Consider the following 24,519-nt stretch of genomic DNA (forward strand, 5'->3'; position numbering starts at 1 on the left):
GCAAGTTTAACGTTAAGACCCAGCCAACCATGACCTTTCCCAGAAGGACATTCCTAGTTGTAGCCCTGTGTGGCTATTTTGTAAGAGCGGTCTGTGCCATCAACACAGCTGAGACAAAAGAAACTCCCAACGAACAGGTGTACAAAATACACCAAAAAAGATCCTTCACCTCAGTCGACCCTTTTGCTGACCTTGCCGCAGCAGAAATGTCAGGGCCAGCCTTTTTCTCTGAGCACCTCTATGAGCAGGTGAGCAGCGAAGATGAGCAGATTCGGGCGGAAATAGAGGCCACTTATAATAAGGTGCTTACCCAAAACAAATTCATCAAGTTTCTGGATGAGCACGCCCTGATGGATTTGCCGGTGGGCATCAAAAGCGATATCGGGGCACTTTCCTACACCATCCTGATCGATAGTGTGCAGGCATACCCATCGCACTCTTTACTGTATGCTTCCATGATGTTTGAGGCACCCCGGTTGGGTAACATTCACTTCCGCGGGGTGGGTATTAAGTTTTCCAAGGAAGGAGGAATTGTAGATGGAGGAATACTCCAATTGGTGGGGGATTATCCATTCACCAAAGAAGAAGCCAAAACGCAATTTATCATCCATGGCGAAAAGACTTTTGTGGAGTTTGATTGCAACGGATTCAGGCAGTTTAGCATAGATGCCAGCCTGCTGTTTTCCAGAGACCTTTTACAAAGAGAAGATGAAAATGGGCAGCTCCTCGAAAACGAAAATGTTTCCGTAGACTTTACCACCAGTGTAGGGGACTGGAACGATCTGTTGGTAGAAGTGTCTATCCCTCCATTCAGGGTGAAGGGAGTCAATGGGGTTTCCTTCGAAGTGGAGGGCGCTTTACTGGATTGGAGCGATACCCGCAATGTTCCGGGAGTCAATTTCCCCGTTGACTATGTGCAGGAGTCCCCTGTTTTTCTATCGGGTAATTCAAATCTCTGGCGTGGGGTATACATACGTACCATGCGGATCAATCTGCCCCCTGAGTTCAATACACCGGACCAAACAGGAACCCCCTCCCGGGTAAGCTTTGCGGGCTATGACCTGGTCATTGATGATGAGGGTTTCAGTGGCGGGCTGGCAGCCGAAAACCTGATCCCCATTGATCGGGGGAAGTTGGGCAACTGGAATTTTTCGCTCGAAGCGTTTGAGGTGAGCATTGTTTCCAATGAGCTTAAATCCGCAGGGTTTAGAGGGAAAATAGATATTCCCATCAACAGCAAAGAGGGCGGTACTTCTGTGGATTCCCGCTTGTTTGCTTACACGGCTATGATGCGCCCCGGGGGCAATTATCTCTTCAATGTCAGCAATCCCAATGAGCTGAATTTTGACCTGTGGAAAGCTGCCGAGGTGACCCTGGAGTCCTCTTCTTATGTAGAGATTGAAGTCAAAAATGGCAAGTTTCTGCCCCGTGCCAACCTCAATGGCAAAATGGACATCAACATTGGAATGAATGGGGAGGACGGGGCGCCTTCTGACAATGAAAAGAAAAACCTCAAAATGGCCCAGGTCACCTTTCAGGACCTGCAGGTGCAATCGGTGAAACCTTACGTGACCATTGGATCCTTTTCCCTGGGTTCCGAATCGGGAATCGGTGGATTTGGGTTTACCATCAACAACATCTACGGTGGACAAAACAGCAATGAGCTCTTTTTGGGGGTGGACATGACCCTTCAGCTCACTGGCAACGAGGGCGGGGCCTTTGGAGCTACGGGCGGGTTCAGGGTAATTTCAAAAGCCGTGGAGCGGGGATCGGATCTTTCCTACAAGTATGACCGGATCGAGATCTCACAACTCGGAATCAATATTGATAAAGGCACTTTCAAATTTGAGGGCAAGCTCAATTTCTTCAGGGAAGACCAGGTCTATGGCAATGGGATCAGTGGGTATGTAGATGCCACGTTCGGCAGCATAGGCCTTACCGCCAATGCCATTTTCGGGAATGTGGACGGTTATAAGTATTGGTATGTAGATGCCATGGCCACTCTGGGGACCACAGCGCCTGTTTTCCCGGGCTTTTTCATCAATCGGTTTGGCGGCGGGGCCTATTATCATATGAGCATCGATTCCAAAAGGGTCGGCTCACAGTTGGGAACTACCACTTCAGGAATGACCTATGTGCCCAATCAGAGCATGGGCTTGGGGCTGAAGGCCATTGTGGGTGTCATGGGAGCGAAGGAGACCGTTTTTGCGGGAGAAGCTACTTACGAAATGGCCTTCCGAAGCAGTGGTGGACTGAAGTACATCCGGTTCATAGGGAATGCCACCCTGCTCTCCAATCCGGCTGGGCTCGATATTGCCGGTTTGCAGGACAAAGTGAAAGCTTTGGCCGAAAAGGCCAAAGACAAGCAGGAGATCAGCGGCAACAACCAGATAGCGAAACAGATTTTTGGGGACTCCCGAAACGGGGCGGCTATCTATGGGGAACTCAACATGGAGTTGAACTTTGATAACAACTCTCTGCATGCCAATCTGATGCTGGATGTGAATGTGGCTGCCGGACTCATCACAGGAGGTGGTAATGCCGTAATGCATTTCGAACCGGGGCAGTGGTACATTTATATTGGGCGGCCAGAGCGGGAAAACCGCTTTGCCATGGAATTTCTTGGCCTGATGCGGGCCGATGCGTATTTCGTCATGGGGTCAGTCATTCCGGATTCGCCACCCCCACCAGCCGAGGTGTCAAGTATTCTTGGGGGCATGGACCTGGATTATATGCAAAATCTCAACCAGCTGGCTGATGGCGCCGGGATAGGGTTTGGTGCCAGTTTCGGCATTGATACGGGAGACAAGACCTTTCTGATTTTTTATGGCCACTTCAAAGTAGGCGTGGGCTTTGATGTGATGCTCAAGGACTATGGCAATACCACCTGCTCGGGATCCGGCCAGATTGGGGTGAATGGCTGGTATGCCAATGGGCAGGCTTATGCCTATTTTGATGGACTGATAGGCATCAAAGTCAAGGTATTCGGGAAGTCCAAAAAAATAGACATTCTCAGCATAGCAGCAGCCGTGGTAATGCAGGCGCAGCTCCCCAATCCCGTTTGGATGAAAGGAATTGTGGGCGGTCGTTTCAGTGTGCTCGGTGGATTGGTGAAAGGAGAATGCAAGTTTGAGGTGGAGATTGGCAATCAGTGCGACATGCAGCGTCAGGAACGTGACTCGGATTCGGCCGTGGAGGGCATGCAGGTCATTGCACAGCTCAATCCCGGTAGTGGATCCACGGATGTGGATGTGTTCACGCTTCCGCAGGTAGTTTTTAACTACGAGATTGATAAAGAGTTTAAATTGAATGATGGAGGGGAGCAGGTTCGCTTCAAAATCACTGCCGACAAAGTAGAGCTCAAGCAAGGCGGGACGGTGATTGCTGCGGATATCCAATGGTCAGAAGATAAAATGACGGCTGTTTTAAAACCCTCGGATATTCTGCCTTCCAAAACCCAACTCACGCTCACAGTGTCTTCGTCGTTTAAGGAGTTCAAAGGAGGCACCTGGCAGGTAGCGAGTGCCGATGGTCAGCCACTGACTGAGTCTCAGAACATCACATTCACCACCGGCGAGGCGCCGGATAATATTCCGGACAATAACATCGAGTACATCTATCCGCTGTTGGATATGGTTAACTACTACCCTGAAGAATATCCCCACGGGTTTATCAAGCTGAAGCAGGGTCAGGGTTATCTGTTTGAAGATGCCGAATATAGTCCTGTGGTTCGATTTACCAGCGGCGGAAACGTGAAGGAAGTGCCTCTGCAGTATGTGAGCAGTAAGAAAGAAGTGACTTTTGACATTCCTACAGACCTTGCCCGCAAGTCGGTATATACCATGCACCTGCTGAATATACCAAAACAGGAAACCAATATTGAGTCCAACATTACCGTGAGTACCAAGACACTTGAACTGGGTGACGGAGTGTCCACGGAGATCAGAAGCAGAGCAGCAGAGGGGACTGTGAAAAATTATGAAGAGCAAAGGCTCTTTGAGTCTTACTTTCGGGTGAGTCAGTATGCCAGTTTTGCGAGTAAAGCAGAGGCTACCCTTGGAAGAGGAGGCTGGAGAGACCCCATTCAGGTGGGTGTTCATCGCATTGGCACCAACCTTTCAGGCCCTGAGCCCTTTGCGCACAGGGAGTTGAAAGTGGTTAATGGCGCGGCACCACTGATCCAGACAGAGGCTGACCTGACAGGCAATGCCTGGTATCAAAATAAGATCTATCCGCTGATCTATGAAGGCTATCCATTGGGAGGAAGTATAAGCCTGAGCGCATCTAACCGGGATCCGGCGGAGCTAGGATTAGTCCCTACCAAAGCGACTTACATCTGGCAATATCCTTACTCCATCACCCTTTCGCAGGATGCTAAAAACGGTGGCTCATCAAGCCTCAATGCTCCGGAAGGTACCTTCAGCTATTTACTGGCCAAGTACATGTATGGCGATTATGTAGACTTATCGAATCAGGTGGCCTCCCGGTATGCTTCCGGTAACCTGTCCAGCCGTTTGGCCAAGCTGTTGGAAAGTCAGTTTCCAACCATTCAGAAAGGAGACTATTGGTCCATTGCCAAATATGTGATCCCGGGCATCAATGAAGTTTCTTCCACCTACAGACACAAAATTTATAACCCTCTTGAATAAAGCTCACCTTCATATCGTCCTTTTCATTGTTGGCCTGTGTGCTCCTGCCATGCTTTGGGCTCAGCCTATTGGTTCCATCCAGGCGAAAGGTGGGGTGGTGAATGGAGAGATCCGTTTGCGCTGGGCGCCGGATAACTCGGCTGTTTGGCAACTGGCCAATCAATACGGATACACCGTGGAGCGGATTACCTTGATGGAAAATGGAAAACTCGTCCGCAATCCCACCCGTCAGGTACTGGCCACCGGCCTGAAACCAGCACTTCTGGTGGACTGGGAACCTTTTTCTGAGAATGATTATGTGGCTGTGGCTGCTCAGGCCATCTACGGCGAAAGCTTTGAAACGGATGCTGGCAATACCTCAGAAGTTGCTCGTGTGATCAATGCTTCCAGGGAACTGGAAAATCGATTTTCGTTTGCTTTATACGCTGCGGACCTGTCGCCCAAAGCGGCTGAACTTTCGGGACTTTCCTTTCGCGATGAGCAGGTGCTCTATGATCAGAAATACGTCTATAAAATCTATGCTGACGTGCCTTCCTCATTGCATGTCATCGACACGGCCTCAGTCTTCATCGGTTTGGCTGATACAAAGCCTCTTCCACCACCTTTTGACCCACAGATCGAGCTGGAGGATCGGGTGGCCATGATCAGCTGGAATGGAGAGGTTCATCGGAATGTGTACAATACATATATCATAGAGCGATCTTCAGATGGAGTGAAGTTTGAGTCCATTTCAAAAGCACCCATCGTGAATACTTTTCCGGAGAAGTCTGTGGAGCGATTGTTTAAAGGTGACAGCCTGCCAGCCAATGAGGTCACATATTACTATCGAATCATTGGGATCGATGCTTTTGGTCAGAGGGGTCCTGCATCTGATACCCTGGTGGGAAAAGGGTTGCCGGCGTTTCACATCGCGCCCAATATTACCCGTCATGAAATCCGACCTGATGGCAGCGTGTACCTCCAATGGACCGTTCCCAAAACGGGGTTGGAGCTCCTGAAAAGGTTCAGTTTAAGCCGAAGAAATGAGGAGGACAGGACCCTGGAGGCCATTATTGAATCGATACCGGCAGGTAGTCGTGAGGTGGTTGATCAGCAGCCACATAGCTCCAATTACTATGTCATAAAGGCCCACGATACCTACGGTAGGGAGATTACCTCATTCCCCTACTTTGTGCAACTGGAAGACAGCATCCCACCAGGCCCGCCGGTGGGTTTGCAAGGTGAGGTTCTGCCCACAGGCCTGGTTTCATTGCGCTGGACTCCAAATGAGGAACCGGATGTATTGGGCTATAAGCTGTATAAATCCAATCACAATGATGATGGCTTTATTGAGCTGCCAGGAGCGATGGTCAGCAGGGCGGAAGGAACCGATAGCATTGCCCTCAACAACCTCACCGAAAAGATTTACTACAAAGTGCGTGCCTTTGACAGGCGATACAATCCGTCTGATTTTTCGGCTGTATTGGAGCTGAAGAAGCCCGACCTCATCCCACCGGTGGCGCCGGTTTTCCGGTCGATTGAAAACGACTCATTGGGTATTTTGCTTCAGTGGGAGCTCAGTCCCAGTGAAGATGCTGTGATGAATTTACTCTACCGGCGCAGTATTGATGAAAATGATTGGACATTGATTCTTTCCGATGAAGGAAAGACTGATCATTATTTGGATCAGGAGGTGAAACATCGGGTGCTCTATGCCTATACGCTGGTGGCCGTGGATGATGATGGGCTGGAGTCAAAGCCGACAAGTCCGGTCACGATGAAGCGATTGAGTCCGGACCCGTATCCACCCATTGAAGACTTGAACTATATCATTCTTGAGGATAAAGTAAAAATAAGCTGGAGCTATGGCAAGACGGAGGTGGTGAAGTACGCCGTGTACAAGGCTACCAACGGACAGCCACTTCAGCTATATAAGGAGCTGGAGGCGAAAGCCACCAATGAGTTGGTAGACCCACTCAAAAGCAAAGCGCCGGCCAGTGAGTATGCCGTGCAGGGCATTTTTGCTACTGGCGAGCGCACCCCATTTTCCAAAAAAATCAAGGTTGGATTATGATGAGAGATCGTACATATGTCAGTTTTGGGATTCTGCTTGCAGGTCTGTTTTGGCTATCTGCCATCCCTGTTCTAGGTCAGGGTTCCGTCAGTGGTAAGACCGATGTGTGTCGGGGAGCCACGGAGACCTATATTTTCAGCAAAGGCACCTGTAGCGTAGTGAAGTTTGGCACAGCCTGGACCGTAACTGGTGGGACCATTGTTACCTCGGGATGCGAAAGCAATTCGTGCTCAGGGGTCAATAAGAATTCTATTCAGGTTCAATGGAGCAATTCTGCATCTTCTGGTGAAGTGAAACTTGTTTTGCAAAACTGGGATGACGGGGAGTCGAATGAATGTGAACAGACCATTATCAAGGATATAACCATCAGCGCTACTCCGGGCTGTGGCAGTGGAGGTGGAGGTGGGGGTGGTGGAGAATTCGGTGGTCTGTATATCGCTGCTGATCCCACGTCTGGAATTTTGTGTTCGGATGATACCGTGTATTTATTGGGGGGAGCGGAAGTACCTTCTACCAGGCTAACCTGGCAGGTTAAAGCAGACGCCGGGGATTGGACGAACTTTTATCCCGGGACAGGGCTGATTTTTGCCGACTCCTGGAAATTCAATATCAACGAAACCTACATTTCGGGATTGGATGAATATGAATTTGAGTATGGCGTGAATTATCGTTTTAGAGTCTCCTCAGATACGGAAGACAGTTCACCCGTCGGACCATATGTGTTTTATCCGGTCTCTCCACCTATAGAAAGTATTGATATAGTTAGTCCTCAGTGTAAGGGTGGAGAAGGATCAGTAGTTATCACACATTCTTCAATTGAGAACGTTCGTTACGTTTACTCAATCACCAAGCTTTTGGTGAAAGAGGGAGACAACTGTGATAGTGGAGTTGAGTTATCCTATGGCACCAAGGTTTATTGCGCTGAAGGAGCTGTATACAATGCAATTAATCAAGGTCAACTGGTATTTGATCTTAATAACGCCGAATATTTGAATGGTGCAACCTTGGCACTATTGTCAGGAGAATACCGCTTACAAATAGAATCTGAAGTAGGAAAGGGTACCGAAGACGCAGGGTCCAACGAATATTCCTCATGTATTATTGACACTATATTTAGTTTTGAAGACCCCGTTTACACCACACTCACTGAATCTGCGATCACCCTCAATCCCACCGCACCTTCCTGCAAGGGAAATAATGATGGGACGGTAGGGGTAACGGTGGCGGATGGGACTGGGAAAGGAGCCATAAAATGGAAGAATCTGGCCGACGAAACATGGGTTAATTCTATCCTTACAGGTTATAGTACTGGTGATAACTATAAGATTTTAGTTGGAGATCAATGTGATACAGTAAAAAATAAAACAGTGGACGTTGTGGCAGGAACGGAGTACTCTCCGGTTGTTGCTATTTCCCACCCTACTTGTAATGCGGATGGAGCAATTGAGGTCTCTCTCCCCGAGAGTTACAACAACAGTAAGGGTTATTCGGTCACTTATGCTTTGAATGATGAGGCATTTGGCACTTCAAACACTTTCTCCAACTTGCCATCAGGTAGTACATACAGTGTAAAAATGAAAATCAATGAACTGTGTTCATCTGAGCAGACAGGTGTGGAGCTCCATCCAGTTCCTCAGATTAGCTCTGAGATTAGCACTGATGAACCATCATGTCGTGACGGTAATGATGGGGAGATTTCAGTAGTAGTTAATAAGGATAAGGTAAATGGTACCACATCACCTATCAGCTATCAAATCATTTTAAAAGATGGTTCCACTGTGGTGCACAATGAACCCTACGCAAGTAGTCACACATTGACCGGCCTAAGTCCAAAAGATTATACGCTAGTAATCGAAGACCTGTGCCGTGGCGGTGAAACGGTTTACAATGCGTCTGTCACTGTACCTAATGTGCCAGAAGTTTTAATCACTGGTCTGATGAGTTATCCCATTGAAGATAAAGCAATAAAATGCTATGATGGGTTTTGGGAAGGAGATATGAGTTTTGAGGTAAGTGGAGGAAACGGCGATTATAACATCGAAGTAGTTAGGGATGATGATGGGTCGGGCTTTAAATCTAGTTACAATACTAGTTTCTCTAATAATGTGTATCGCATGGATGATTCGTTCCCCAGGGGGAGATATTCGATCATTGCAACCGATGGGTGTGGATTTTATGCAACGAAAACATTTAATGTAAATGTGCCAGAAGGTGTTAGTTCTGTTATTTCATATACTCCAACGTTTGAAAAAAAGGGTGTTTTGGATTACACTTTTAAGTGTAAAGGAGACAAGGGTAAAGTTACTTTGGAGGTGACGGGAGGTAACTCCAGCAGTTATTCCGTGAAACTTATCAAAGGTATGAGTTCATGGGATCCGAATCCTGAGAGCCCACCAGGAATCTATGAATTTGAGAACCTTGGAGCAGGCACTTACTATCCTAAGATCACAGATGCCAGTGGCTGTTCGAAAGAGTTTAGCAGCAATACTTTTGAATTAACGGAACCAGCAAGTCAATTGACCATTTATGAGATTGCAAAAACTGATTTTCAAACAGGTCATGTAGCGGAGTTTGGGGGGGGCATGTATAGTAAGTGTCATAATTCTAATTACACTTTTAAGCCGGCTGCAACAACCATCCAAGGTGGAGTTACGCCATATTCCAAGATGTTAGGAAGTACTGCCTTTACAACATCTATTTCCCAAGGCTGGAGCAATGATTCTCCTGTTACTCATACCTTTAAGGTCACTGACGCCAATGGATGTATTCGATCCAAAGAATTCATCATCAACAACCCCCCGGCACTAGAATTCGCTGCCTTGCATGATAACGTGGAATACCTGCATGAAGCCAGCGTGCAGTGCTATGGCGACGTAAATCAAGGACAAATCAAAGCCACGGCTTCAGGGGGAATCAAATCTTATACCTATCACATAGATGGCGAGGATCAGGATGCCACTATTAATGGCTCTCACACCTTCCAAGGTCTGACTACCTCGCTAAGCGGGGTCTCCTATACACTGGAAATAACAGATTCATTGGGCTGTTCCATAAATTCTTCGATCACCCTTACGCGACCAGCTTTGGTACGCATTACCGAAATTGATACTACCGGAGTACTGAAGTCAGGAAATGTTCACATTGCCTGCTATGGCACCAGAGAAGACATCCATTTTGAAATGGATGGTGGTTACACTGGCGGCACCTACAATCTATATATTGAAAACACCCTGACTTCATGGGATACATTGGTTACTGTGGGGAAAGACCTGAAAATGGCAGATGTCCCCCTGCTTGCGGGATCTTACATCGCCAGGGTCCGGGATGAGGAGGGTTGTTTTTCGGGTGACGTGAGTTTCACACTCCGCGAACCCTCAGCCCCGCTGCTGCTCAGCAATCCGGTGGTCACGTTCCCACAGTGTATTGCAGACTCGGATGGCACCAATGATGAAGGAACCATTGCACTCTCTGCCACAGGTGGTACCGGCCCGGCAAAGGGGTATCATTACACGTATACCATTCTCAGGTCGGGGAGTGTTTACGCCATCAAAACAGGCACTACGGCCACCTTTAGTCTACCGGCCAACGGATATAACTCAGTGACCTATACGGTACGGGTAGAGGATGTCAACGGGTGCGAGAATGAGCGTACGGTAGAGATGAAACCTGACCAAAGCCCACTGAGGGTGGACGTGACCTATCAGGCCCCCAACTGCCATGAAGGAACCAATGGGGAGCTGAATATGACCATTTCCAATGCCACGGTTAAGGCCAACGGCAAGTACTTGTACAGGATCTCAGGTGGTGATTTGGATAGCCCGAGAGATATCCTCCACAACCAGACTACCCTTACGTTGGACACACTTCATGACAGCAAAGGGCTCCCACGCTACGAGGTGTTTGTGGAAGATCGTTATGAATGTGATGCGGTCAATGAAAATCAGGTCACCACTATCAACATGGATGCCCCCGATCATTTGTCAGTGGACTCCATCGCCACACTTCGACCGTCATTTCAGTACATGAGTGACGGGTTGTTTACCGTCCGGGCCAGTGGAGGAGTCGGAGCTTTTGTTTTTGCGCTTGAGGACATTGACGGAGCTTTTGCCCCTTCAGTACTCGACGATAGCACTTACTTCATGGTCACCGATACGTTAGCCGGGCCCTATACCGTCTATATGCGCGATCAGAATTATGTGACGGATCAAAAGGAGTTTTGCCAGCGCGAGGTATCGCTGATAGTCCCAGATGGACGGGTGATTACCCTGGAGAACTCTACCATAGAGCAGATCACCTGCGAAGGTGCGGATGACGGTCAGATTCAGCCGGTTTTTGACCTTTCGGATGCTGACCCCGGTGAAGAGACAGATTATGACCGGCTGACGGTAACCTGGGAAGACCTCTCTGGAGCTGCTTCGGGCAGTCTCTCCACTTCTGTGGATGCCATCGACCCGCTTACGGACTTGCCCCCTTCTACCTACCAGATCAAGGCCCGGTATGCGCACTATGCGAGCTATACGTTGGAATCGGAGTACGTGCAGGACACCTTCCGTTTCACACAGACGCAGGGGTTGCAGGTCATGGAGCCGCCAGCCCTTCAGCTGACGATTCTGGATACCGTGCCCTCATCCTGTGGAGTGTCTGATGACGGTCGGATTTTGTTTTCCACCAGTGGTGGCTGGCCTGCTCAGTCCAAATATTATAACCTGGATAACGCCGGTTGGCAGTTGATCCCTTCCGGGGAAATGTATCTTTCCGGTCTGGCTGTGGGGTCTCACGAAATTGCCATTGGCCTGCAGGATGGAAGTTGCAGTACGGCCTACCCATTCGAAATTGGTCAGCGGGGTGTTAATGTGGATGTGACGAGCATTACCCATCCTGCCTGCTATGGAGCGGACAATGGGCAGATTGTATTGTCCACCCAAACGCCTGACGTGGAGTATTTATTTGCGGACAGCAGCTATACCTCAGATTTTGGGGTTTATGAAGGGCTTCAGGCCGGTACTTACCGGCTTGTAGTGAGACAAAAAGCACTGAATTCCTGTCAGTCAGATACATTGGAGATCATCCTCACAGCACCTGAGCTACTGTCTGTTTCTACCCTTACGGAAAATGCGGACTGCGGTCAGTCCAATGGTCAGGCTTCTTCCACGGTAACTGGTGGCACTGCTCCTTACAACACTCGATGGGAAAACTTTTCCGGTAGCCAAGTGGATACTTCTGCGCTTGCGGCCGGATCGTATATTGTCATTGTTCAGGATGCTCAATTGTGCGAAGCCAGAGATACGTTTAGCATTGAGGACAATCCGGGTATTCAGATTGTTGGGGTGAGTGTTTCTCCCGCAGACTGTACCTATCCGAATGGCGTGGCCTCCTTTGTGATCACTAATGGCGTGTCTCCTTACCTGGTAGGAGAAGAGAATTTTTCGGATGCGGAAATCTCCCTGTCCAATATGTTGGCGGGTGATACTACACTCACTGTGGTGGACAGCCGAGGTTGCTCAACTGATTTATTCCTGAGTATTCCGGCCCAAAACACTTTATTGGTGAGCTTGGATAGCTCCTATTTCACCACCTGCGAGGAGGCCAATGGAGCGATTAAGGTGAGCGCTTCCGGAGGTGCCGCTCCTTATACATTTGAATGGTTAGGACTAGAGGTATCAGGTGATTCGATCAGTGGTTTGTCACCAGGGAGCTATTCGGTACAGGTGACTGACGGCCATGGGTGCAGTAAGATTGGAGTTTATGAAGTGATTTCATCCGATGGTGTAGAGGGAGTGGAATGGACAATAGACAACCCTTATTGCGACCTAAGCATTGGTGTGATTACCGTGGATACGGTCATGGGGGACTTTCCGCCATTCGGTCTGGTGCTCACCGGGCCCGGTGGAGCTACTTTCACTGATACTTACACACCTGGTGGGAAAGTGATTTTTAGTGACCTGGGTGCAGGCATCTATCAGTTATCGGTTGATGACCAAAATGGCTGCCAATATACGGTCAACGGCCTCCAACTGGAAAACGATCCGTCACTGCTTCCTGCATTTGATTGGGAAGTGATCACCCAAAGTGCTTGTGACCTGCCTACAGGTGTACTGCAAATCGAGCCACTATCGGGAGCTGCACCATTCACTTATCAGTGGTTTGATGAGGAAGGAAATGATCTGGGCATGACCGGAGCCAAAGGAACGGCCCTTACTGCCGGTTATTATGAGGTCATTGCCACAGATACTGCCGGGTGTGACCAGGTCATTGCGGTCAGCATGGAGGACAGGGAAAGTCCAATATTATCGGTCACAGGTAAGACCACCTCCCCTGTCGGAGCGGCCAATGGTACGCTTCAGGTGCAGTTAGCCAATGGAGTAGGGGCAGCTTCCGGGTATTACCTGGACACTACCTTTTCCGAATCCGGATATTTTGAGCACTTACCACCGGGACAATATGCCGTGGTAGGGATGGATAGCCTGGGCTGTGCTTCAGATACCATTACCACGCAGATCATTGGCACGCCCCAGCTGGATATTACCTTTTTGTTTACCCAGGATGCCACCTGCGAAGTGCCCGATGGTAAGGTAGGTGTCCAGGCTGCCGGTGGCATCACGCCTTATGTTTTTTCACTGGAAGGCTCAGTGGTATCATCCACGATTACGGGGCTGGCCCCCGGGTCATATTGGGTGGCTGTTACAGATGCCATTGGCTCTGTGGACTCTGTTTTGACAGAGGTGGAAGCATTGGAGGATCTTGCGGTTACGAATGCCACTACGTTGGTGTCATGCGAAGGAGCTTGTGATGGTACCGCCCGGCTATTCCCCTCCGGAGGATCGGGTAGGTACGCAATCAGCTGGAGCGATGGCGCTTCAGGTATATCCAGAACAGGCCTGTGCCCGGGTACTTATGGCTATGTGGTCATCGATGACCGCCATGGAGGATGCTATGTGGAGGACACCCTGATCATAGGGGAGGAGCCCTATCTCCGGTTAGCGTTGGTAAAGCAGGTGGCTCCGGATTGTTACAATGGCACCAATGGGCAGCTGGTGGTAAGTGCTTCAGGGGGATCAGGAGCTTATGCCTATAGCTGGTCTACCGGACAAACTACCGCCAGCATCAAAGGATCGGCAGGCGTGTATTGGGTGACGGTGACTGATCAGACCCTGGGCTGTACCATCTCCGATACTTTTCAAATTTTGAGCACACCTGAAATAACAGTGGTTGACACCCTCATCACTCAGCCATCCTGCTGGGGAAGTTCGACGGGAGCTGTGACATTGGTCATTGAGCATGCCAGGTCGCCTCTGGTTCGCTGGTCGAATGGTCAGATAGGCAAGACTGCCGTAAATCTCGCTGCGGGTACCTATGGTTATGACATTGAGTCGAGCCTGGGTTGTACCATCACTGGTGAAGTGACCGTGACCGAACGTGAAAGATTAGCGGTCACCACAGAGAAAATTGATAACCTGTGCGCGGATGACTGTGCCGGAGAAATCAGCCTCACCATTTCCGGTGGGAAAAAGCCCTATAGCATCCAGTGGACACATGGCAGCAGTGTGAAAAATCCTAAATCATTATGTAGTGGTTCTTACAGCTATCGGGTACAGGACGCGTTTGGTTGTGTGGTGGAAGGTACGGTAGAAATTCAGGAGCCCCCGGCACTGGCCTTCCAGTCGGCTACCATTGGGCATGTTTCCTGTTATCAGGGGAAGGATGGCTCCATCACTCCGGTGATTACCGGGGGTACTACTCCATATACCTATGCATGGTCTACCGGGGCCACTACCCCTGAGCTGTCAGGAATCAAAAGAGGCACTTATACACTTGTTGTATCAGATGCCAATGGCTGCGCGACCAGTAAATCATATTCGGTGATAGAACCTGGCGGTCTTACGCTCCTTTCTACCGTAAAATCCGGTCCGTCCTGTGCGGGTTACAGCGATGGATGGATTGAAATTGAACCTTTCGGTGGTGTAGGGCCCTATTCGGTCAGCTGGGACAATGGAATGACCGGACCCCAGATTTCAGGGCTGGCAGCCGGAGCCTATCAGATGGTTTTGACGGATTCAAAAGGATGTAGCATGGAGCGGAGAGTGGTCATTCAGGATCCGATCGGCATGCAGTTTTCGAATGTTACATTTGATAATCCCATTTGTCATGATGATGCGAATGGGTTTATTTCATTCCGTGTGGTCGGAGGTACAGGCGTTTATACTTATCAGTGGTCAAACGCAGCTCAGACATCCACCCTGGAAGGCCTGTCGTGGGGGGATTACAGTGTGACGGTGAAGGATGAGGAGGCCTGTGAGATTAAACGGACTTTTAGTCTTGAGAATCCGGAAATTCCTCAGGTGACTGGTATTGATGATTCTTACATCATTTGTGGTGGCGGGGAGCTGTTTTTAGAGCCTCTGGAGCCATGGAAAACCTATAAATGGTCTGGTCCCTATGATTTTACCAGTTCTGAATCGCAGGTCATCCTTTCAGAAGGCGGAGAGTATGACCTGGCGGTGACCGATGAAAATGATTGCCCTTCAGGAATCGCCACTTTCATAGAAGTTTCCGAAAATTTACTGGAAGCAGACTTCATACGGATCAGTGAGGCGGTCACTTTTGAGCCGGTCGTATTCGTAGACCTGAGTACCCCTATGCCGGATGTGGTTAACTGGGTGCTGCCGGAGGACGAGTCTATTGTGATCAATGAAAAAACAGACATCTCCATGGAGCTTGTTTTCACCGAACCGGGTGAATACAAGATTGGTGTACAGGTGAATCTGAGCGACTGTGCCTCGGAGATTTATAAAATAGTGAGTGTATCAGAAGCTGATGCCGGATCACGGACTTCCAGCTCCAATGATAGAAAATCGAGTCCCGTTGCGGTGCAGATTTTTCCTAACCCTACCAGTGATCTGATCAGGTTGGTTTTTCATGCACCCTCAGACAATCCGGTGCAGGTACAGCTCATGAGCCTTGACCAAACAGTCATCCGGTCTGAGCAACTTTCCGGCCGCCGGGATTATTTCATTGAATGGGATTTTTATGATGCTCCGGCTGGGGTATATCTGCTGGTATTTAGCCACGGAAATCAGGTACAATCAAAACGAATCATGGTGTTGAAATGAAAGGATTGCGGGCGATAGGATATGTGATCTTGATGGTCACCGGGACTTTTTTACAGGGGCAGAATTTTTCAAAAGTGACCATTACGGCTTTTGAGGCTATGACTGATGCACGGGCCGAATGGGTGGATTTTAACAATGACAATTACCTGGACCTGTTCGTGTCAGGCACCAATAATGGCGGCACTTTTAAGGTGGTCGTTTACTTCAACAATGGGGACGATACCTTCAGCGCGTTGACCATTGCCAATCTGGACGATGTGGCTTATGATTTTGGAGACTATAATCATGACACCTACATAGACATACTCCTCTCGGGGGTGGACAGTGGCGGCAATAAGTACTTTACGGTTTATAAAAACAATTCGGGCACCTCTTTTTCTGCCCAGTCGTTTGGGCTTTCAGGCTTTTCGCGCGGAGGTGTCAAATGGTATGATGTGGATCAGGATGGTGATTTGGATATTTTATCCATGGGGCTCAACGCCAGTAACCAAAGGGTGGTGGCGTTTTATGAATATACGTCTGCAAGCTATCAATCAGTGGCTACTTCCATTGCGCCCCTAAGCAATGGGGTGGTAGGCATCCTGGATGCCAATCAGGACGGGATCATTGAGGTTTTATTTTCCGGGTTCAACACCAGCGGGGATGCAAAGACTGCCATCTATTCTCTGTCCAAAGAATGGGAAAGCACACTCTACACCGGCACGCTGGAAGGATATGCACTGAACTCCTATGGTTTGGGCGATTACGATGAAGACGGGTTTGTGGACCTGTTGATGACAGGGTTTTCCGAATCAGCTTCTGAATCTTCAGATCTCTTTACCAACAATCAGGTCAACAGCTTCATTCAAGAGTCCCCATTTTTACAGGATTTATCAGCTTCTTCGGTAGATTTTGGTGACGTGGACAACGATGGGCTTCTGGATATCCTGCTCACCGGGCTCAACGGGTCTACGAAATACATTCAGTACTATCAGAATGCTGAAAGTGCAGGCAGCTACTCTTTCTCCAACGTGGCGGTGACCATGGAAAACATTTTCGATGGTGACATAGCACTGGGCGACTATGACAATGACGGTGACCTGGATGTCTTTCAGGTTGGGAATTCAGACCTGGCTTTTCAGGCCAATCTGTATGAATCAGATATGGCGGCTACTCGCGTCAATGCCGCGCCGAATGTGCCGGTGATCGTTTCCGGGGTGACCAGCGAAGATTCTGTCACCCTCACCTGGAACGCTGCCACAGATGATCGGACAGCAGCTGCAAGTGTCACTTACAATTTTTACATTAGCACCAATCCATCAGGTAGTGGCCTGGTGGTGGCCCCTTTGTCCAATCTCGCTGATGGCTACCGACAGGTGATGCTCCCAGGGAACGCCCGAAATCAGACTTCTTTCACCGTTCATCAGCTGCCTGAGGGTATTTACTACTGGGGGGTGCAAGCTGTTGACAACAATTTCAAAGGTTCAGATTTTGCCACTGAGGAGAGCTTCACGGTGTGCTATGCCGTGAACATGGGGAATGATACGACCATTTGTAAGTTTGAATATGTAGAATTGGAGATTGCGGACCCTGAAGTGGATGTGGTGAACTGGTTTACAAAAACCGATGGCCTGGTCCTGAGCAATTCATTGACTTACAATCACCAGGCCCTCAAACAGGACACGGTCATTGCAGAAATTACGAAGACTTTTGGGTGTACGGTCTATGACACACTGATCGTGGAGGTGTATGACCTGCCGTCCTTCGACCTGGGCAACTACACCACGATTTGCTACGGGGAGTATTTTGACCTGTCAGTAAGCGATTTGGGCATTGTCGGGCTTGACAGTGTGAACTGGTACAGCACAGGTTTAGGGAGTTTACTCCAAAACAATGAATCACTGAGCTATGAAGTACTGACCAAAGACACACTGATTGCGGAGGTATTCAATGTGAATGGCTGCGTGAACTGGGACACGCTGATCGTGGAGGTATATGACCTACCATTATTTAATCTGGGCAATGATACCACGATTTGCTACGGCCAGTATTTTGACCTGTCAGTAAGTGATTTGGGCATTGTCGGGCTGGACAGCGTGAACTGGTACAGTACCGGCTTGGGGAGCCTGATCAAAGACAATGAATCCTTGAGCTATGAAGTACTGACCAAAGACACGCTGATTGCCGAGGTATTCAATGTCAATGGCTGTGTGAACTGGGACACGTTGATCGTGGAAGTGTATGACCTGCCGTCCTTCAACCTGGGCAATGACACCACGATTTGCTACGGCCAGTATTTCGACCTGTCGGTAAGTGATTTGGGCATTATTGGATTGGACAGTGTGAACTGGTACAGCACCGGTTTAGGGAGTTTACTCCAAAACAATGAATCGCTGAGCTATGAAGTGCTGACCAGAGACACTTTGATTGCCGAGGTGTTCAATGTGAATGGCTGTGTGAACTGGGACACGCTCGTTGTGGAAGTGTATGACCTGCCGTCCTTCAACCTGGGCAACGACACCACGATTTGCTACGGCCAGTATTTCGATCTGTCAGTAAGTGACTTGGGCATTGACGGGCTGGACAGCGTGAACTGGTACAGCACCGGTTTGGGGAGCTTACTCCAAAACAATGAATCCCTGAGCTATGAAGTACTGACCAAAGACACCCTGATTGCCGAGGTATTCAATGTGAATGGCTGTGTGAACTGGGACACGCTGATCGTGGAAGTGTATGACCTGCCGTCCTTCAACCTGGGCAATGACTCCACGATTTGCTATGGCCAGTATTTTGAACTTTCAGTAAGTGATTTGGGCATTGTCGGGCTGGACAGTGTGAACTGGTACAGCACCGGTTTGGGAAGCCTGATCAAAGACAATGAATCGCTGAGCTATGAAGTGCTGACCAAAGACACGCTGATTGCTGAGGTATTCAATTTGAATGGCTGTGTAAACTGGGACACGCTCATCGTGGATGTATTTGCCCTTCCGGTTTTTGATATTGGGAAGGACACATCCGTGTGCTTTGAGCTGTCTATTTTGCTGGAGACCGGGCCTTTGTATGATGAGGTCAATTGGTATTCCAGGTACACCGGTGAAGAACTGCAGTCCGAAAGCTGGTTTTTCAATTATCAGGTCATTGCTACCGATACCCTTATTGCTGAAGTATACGATGTAAATCGCTGCCTGAATTTTGACACCATTCGCATTGAAATGGATCCGCTACCAGATCACACCCTGGGGCCGGATGAGCAAATATGCTTTTTGGATACCGTTCATCTGGCTGTAACGGGTAGTTGGCCAGAAGTGAACTGGTACACCGATGGTGATCAGCTATTGCAGGCGGATCAGGTCACTTATGATTTTAAAGTGGAAGAGACCATCGAAATCTGGTCAGAGGTCTATTCCGCGAAAGGCTGTGTTCAATATGATACCATTCAAGTGGAAATGCTCCCCTTGCCGACCTTTGACCTTCCTGAGGAGAGCGTCTACTGTTTTGGCGATACAATTACCAGCGACGTAGGCAGCATTGGCCAGTCTTATGAGTGGCGGGATGGTCAGCAAAATTTACTTTCGGAAGCTTCCCTTTGGGAAACGGTTGCAACCGAGTCTTTGACTGTTTCCTTGCTCGTGACGGATGAAAATGCCTGTACATACTCAGACACCACGCATGTTTTGGTCAACGTGCTTCCGCAGTTCACCATTCAGGGAGATCCGGTGATTTGTCAGTACGATTCCACTACACTGAGTATTGCGTTTGATTTGCCGGATTCCACCCATTGGTACACTGCATCCGGGAGTCTTTTTACCAACACCGAGTCGGTACGTTTATCTCCGGATGAACATACCTGGGTATTTGCGGACCTGATTGACCAAAACGAATGCCTGTGGACGGATTCGGTGGAGGTGATTGTGAACGAGCGTCCCCTTGCGCTGGCCGGGCGCGATACGCTGATTTGTTATGGGGGGGAAACCCTTCTGGGGGCAGATGATACCGAATCAGATTGGACCTACCAATGGACACCAGCTTTGGGATTATCACAGGCTGATCTTGCCAGACCTTTGGCTACACCTGAAAGCACCATGGCCTACCAGCTGGAGGTGATCAATGCGGAAGGCTGTAATGCCATCGACTCTGTATGGGTGCAGGTCAATCCCAAAATCACAGTGGATGCCGGGTCGGATGTGGCGATTTGTTTGGGTGATACCATAGCCATCGGAGGTGTGCCTTCAGCGAGTGGGAGCCTTTTTGGTTACCAGTACAGCTGGAGACCTAATGTCGGATTGAAGGATATTTATGCATCCAATCCACAGGTGTCACCTGAGGTGACTACCCGCTATTACCTGGAAGTTTACTCCGGCTACTGCCCTCCGGGGAGTGATTCAGTACTGGTCACGGTCAACTATGCGCCGGAAATCACGGTGAGTGCACAGCAAAGCGTAGGCCCTGATGAGTCTGTGATGCTTTCCGCTGACGGTGGGGTAGCCTATGTCTGGACTCCTGAAAATACCCTGGATGACCCCTTTTCTGCTACTCCGCAGGCCTCACCACTGGAAACTACCTTATACACCGTGCAGGTCACCGACGAAAATGGCTGCGAAAGCGTAGGGCAGGTGAATGTGCTGGTGCAGAATGTGATGTTCATCCCTAACCTGTTCACCCCAAATGGTGACAACAGCAATGACACCTTCCTGGTGTATGGATCGGGTATTGCCACCATCGATTTTCAGGTCTATGACCTCAATGGCAACAGGCTTTACCACACCAGAAATGTGGAAGAGGCGATCCGGGTGGGTTGGGATGGTACCTACCAGGGAGCCGAGATGGCCAACGGCACCTACATGTGGTCCATCAGCGGACGCTTTCACAATGGTGCGCCCTTGAAATTTAATGGTCAAAGTAAAGGAACTATAAAGCTGCTGAGATGAGAAAACTATACCTGATTGGATTACTCATAATGTCTACGGTGGCCATGGCCCAGCGCTCAGTTTATACACTGCGCCAGTACACCCCATTGCTGATCAATCCGGCCAGCCCCACGCTCAACTATGAGGCGGAGGTCTCCATGTTTCATGAGGAGATAGGGATTGCTACGGGGGAGTACCTCACGACCAACAGCTTCAATGGGGATTATGTCTTTGTACAGAAAACCACTGGAAGAAAGTGGATCGGGATCGGGCTGAATGCCCTGGAGCGGGATGCCGGAAAATCTGATTTGCTAAAGCGCTATGAAGCCGGGCTCACAGTGGCGACACCCGTGCAGCTCACTGTCCACCAGTCATTGCATTTTGGAATGAATGCCACCTACTTAAGCACGCGTACTTCTATGGAGCATTTGTCCACGGGCTCCCAATGGATCGCGAGTGAGTTTCGGTACGATCCGAACGCCGGACTGGGTGAATCTTTTGAGGTGCAAAACGTCAACTATACGAGCCTGAGCACCGGCCTCATCTGGGCGCTCGAAAAGGATGGTCAGCAGCACTCCTCCGTCGGTCTGGCCGTCTGGGATGTGAACCGGCCCAATCAGTCCTTTTTTGATTCAGACGCACGTACACCACTTACCTATCAGCTACATGGCCAGACGAAACTCTATGAAAACCATCGGGTGGCTTTGTCACCGGCCTTTTATTACCTCCGGTCCGGCTCAGTCAACAGCTACGTGGCGGCATGGTCTGCCAAATTGCTTTTTCAAAATGAAAATCCCTACGACCTGCTGCGGTCTGGCAATGTGGACCTGGTGGCACGGTATGGGTTTAACCGTGACGCATCGCTGGGGGTGGTGCTCAACCAGCCCGGATTTTCTGCCGGGGTAGCCTATAATTTTCCTTTGGGACATGAAAATCAGTATCTACGTGGTGGCCTGCAGGTGGGAATCACCCTGAGCCGTGCCCTTTGGAAACCAAGTCCTAAGAAGATCACCATAGAAGCTGTCCCTGCGCGCAGGAGTTTTGATTTTGAAACCCAAAAAACGGTGGTGCGACAAACCGAAGTGGATCAGATCAGGACGGAGCTGGAGGCTGTCGACCAGGTGAAGGCCCTGCAATTTGAATTGTCCAAGGATTTTCGCTTTGCCTTTGGCAAGGCCGATCTGGGGACGGAAAGTGAGCCTTTTCTGGATGAGGTGTATCAGCTCCTTTCGGAAAATCCGGATTGGCAGCTGCAAATCATCGGGCATACGGATAATGTGGGCAGCAAGCAGGCCAATTACGACCTGTCGGTGGCGCGTGCACAGTCTGTGGCAGACTACCTCATTCGCAAGGGCTTTGATGCCGGGCAGTTGATGGTGACCGGGCGCGGAGATACCGAGCCGGCGGCAGACAATGCTACTCCGGAGGGTAAGGCCCGAAACCGACGGGTGCAGTTTTTAATCAACGTGAGGAATGAGGAATAATCATGCCACCATATCGTCCTTTTGCGGTATGATGCTCCTCTGGATAGTGGGCTTTATGCATTCGGGACAAGCCCAGAACCTGGAAAATCTGGGCAAAGGAGACGCCTTTTCCATGTCGGGCGGTATCAATGCCAATCAGGTGTTTTATCAGGCCAATGGGGTGGCTGATCGGCGTGATCCTTACAATTATTTCCTTTCGGGAAACCTCAATTTTGTCCTTTACGGGTGGAGTGTTCCGTTTTCTTTTTCCTACTCCAATCAAAACGCCACTTTTCAGCAGCCTTTCAATCAGTATGGCCTCAGCCCGACCTATAAGTGGGTGACGGCTCATTTGGGTTACCGGAGTATGACGTTTTCCAAATATTCCCTGGCCGGACATTTGTTTCTGGGGGCTGGTGTGGAGCTGGCACCCTCAGATAAAATCAAAGTGGCCGCCATGTATGGGCGATTGCAAAAGCCCGTGGAGCTGGATACCACCAAAACGGCCAATTTGCCTGCCTACCGGCGAATGGGGGGCGGCGCAAAAGTCACGTTGGGAGGGAGCACCCATAGCGTGGACCTGACCTTCTTTCGGGCAGCCGATGAGGCTTCTTCGCTCCAGACAGATCCGCGCAGCATGGAGATTTATCCAGAGGAAAATTTTGTGGTGAGCCTCGGGGTGAATACCAAAGTCTTCAAACGCCTATCCTTCAAGGGAGAAATTGCTTCCAGCGCCATCACCAGTGACAGCCGCGCGGAAGCGGTGCAAGCCAACAATGCTTATGACCACCTGGACTTTTTGTTTCAGCCCAAGACCTCTTCGGCGTACTATCTGGCCATGAATGGTGCCCTGCAATACCAGTTTAAAAAGTCAGCTTTTGGGGTGGCCTATGAGCGTGTGGACCCCAGGTACCGTACGTTGGGAGCCTATTATTTCAATAATGACCTGGAGAACATTGCCCTCACCCATAGCTCCCGCTGGCTCAATCAGAAGCTGAGTGTGAGTGCACGCGGTGGCTTGCAGCGCAACAACCTGGATAAGGATGAGCTGAATACCATGAATCGTTTATCGGGGGCGCTCAGCCTGAATTATCAGATTTCCCCGCGCATCGCTTCCACGGTCAATTATTCCAATTTTAGCACAGTGGTCAACTTCCGCACACCAGAGCAGCAGTTTAATCAGGTGACCCCTTACGATAACCTGGACACCCTCAACTACCGGCAGATCTCTCAGAATGCCTCCCTGGGACTCAATTTTATCTTAGGCGAGAGCAAGGAGCGGCGACAAAACCTCAACATGAATGTAGCCTATCAGCAGAGTGCTGATGAGCAGGGGGGTGAAGCTTTGAACACGGGGAGCCAGTTTTACAATTTCAACTCGTCCTATAGCATGAACCTGCAACCTCAGGCCCTGACCCTCAGCCTCTCGGGCAATGCCAATGTGTCTGAGTCACCGATGACCCAAAACCTGATCTATGGCCCTGCACTTTCTGTGCGAAAGAGCCTGCGTGACAACAAGGTTTCCCTTACAGGTACACTGTCTTATAACAACTCACAGGCCAACGGGGTGCTGGCCAGCCGGGTGGTCAACCTGCGGATGGGCGCCAACTATGTGCTGCTGGAAAAGCATCAGTTCAACCTGAATGTGACAGCTGTCAATCGGTTTTCACCGCAAAACGAAACCCAGCAGCGCTACCGCGAATATGTGGCTGAGCTGGGCTACAACTATAATTTCAACATCAAGTGAAGGACATGCTGAACCATAGGGCCATGAAATGGAAACGCTGGATGCAGGCGTCGCTGAGGGTGATCATGGTGCTGTGTATGATCCTGGGTGCTCGGCTGTTGTCTGCCCAAACCTACCCCGTCCAGGTCACCACCACGCTGATACCGCCGTATAGTCCCGTGTTGTCGTACTACACCGCCGCAGATGCCAACAACCTGCAGGTGATCATCCACGTGATGGAGCTCGACCGCCGTGACCTGCGAGCCAAACTGCGCGTGACCATAGAAGGTGCCGGCGTACGACTCTACACCAGCCCCGCCTATGTGCCCCCGGCCCTCGTGCTGCAGGGAGGCGTGCCCGAGATGCTCTCAGGCTTTGACATCAGAGGCTACCTCAACCCCAACAACCTCATTTTTGAAGGCATCACCCGCGCAGAGTTCATCAAAAGCGGCAAGCTGCCCGAAGGCTTCTATACCTTCACCATCGAAGTGCTGGAGTACAACCGCAGCGTGCGCATCTCCAACCAGTCCCGGGCCAATGCCTGGGTAGTACTCAATGACCCACCCCTGATCAACTTTCCCTTCAGTGGAGACAAGCTGCGCACCACCGATCCCCAAAACATCAGCTTCTCA

Annotated in this window: 7 protein-coding genes; all 7 read left to right on the forward strand. The window is 49.8% G+C overall.

What is annotated here, in order from left to right; genetic code table 11:
* Positions 1–29: 29 nt before the first annotated feature.
* Positions 30–4,649 (forward strand): Ig-like domain-containing protein, encoded by a 4,620-nt coding sequence (locus RIH33_RS13205; protein WP_406651283.1) that lies wholly within the window; start codon positions 30–32, stop codon positions 4,647–4,649.
* The gene (locus RIH33_RS13210; protein ID WP_406651284.1) at positions 4,642–6,702 is read left to right on the forward strand and encodes a hypothetical protein; all 2,061 of its coding nucleotides are present in this window, start codon (positions 4,642–4,644) and stop codon (positions 6,700–6,702) included. The genes RIH33_RS13205 and RIH33_RS13210 overlap by 8 nt, the downstream gene beginning before the upstream one ends.
* Positions 6,699–15,812 (forward strand): T9SS type A sorting domain-containing protein, encoded by a 9,114-nt coding sequence (locus RIH33_RS13215; protein ID WP_406651285.1) that lies wholly within the window; start codon positions 6,699–6,701, stop codon positions 15,810–15,812. Before RIH33_RS13210 ends, RIH33_RS13215 begins: the two co-directional genes overlap by 4 nt.
* Complete coding sequence (locus RIH33_RS13220) at positions 15,809–20,719, forward strand: FG-GAP-like repeat-containing protein (protein ID WP_406658712.1); 4,911 nt, start codon at positions 15,809–15,811, stop codon at positions 20,717–20,719. The genes RIH33_RS13215 and RIH33_RS13220 overlap by 4 nt, the downstream gene beginning before the upstream one ends.
* Entirely contained in the window at positions 20,716–22,182 is a 1,467-nt protein-coding gene (locus RIH33_RS13225; protein ID WP_406651288.1) for an OmpA family protein, read from the forward strand. Before RIH33_RS13220 ends, RIH33_RS13225 begins: the two co-directional genes overlap by 4 nt.
* The gene (locus RIH33_RS13230; RefSeq protein WP_406651289.1) at positions 22,172–23,908 is read left to right on the forward strand and encodes a hypothetical protein; all 1,737 of its coding nucleotides are present in this window, start codon (positions 22,172–22,174) and stop codon (positions 23,906–23,908) included. Before RIH33_RS13225 ends, RIH33_RS13230 begins: the two co-directional genes overlap by 11 nt.
* A gap of 23 nt (positions 23,909–23,931) precedes the next feature.
* A partial coding sequence (locus RIH33_RS13235; RefSeq protein ID WP_406658713.1) for a hypothetical protein occupies positions 23,932–24,519 on the forward strand: 588 nt, incomplete at its 3' end.

Source organism: Marinoscillum sp., from assembly GCF_040222955.1.
In the GTDB taxonomy this organism is placed as follows: domain Bacteria; phylum Bacteroidota; class Bacteroidia; order Cytophagales; family Cyclobacteriaceae; genus Marinoscillum.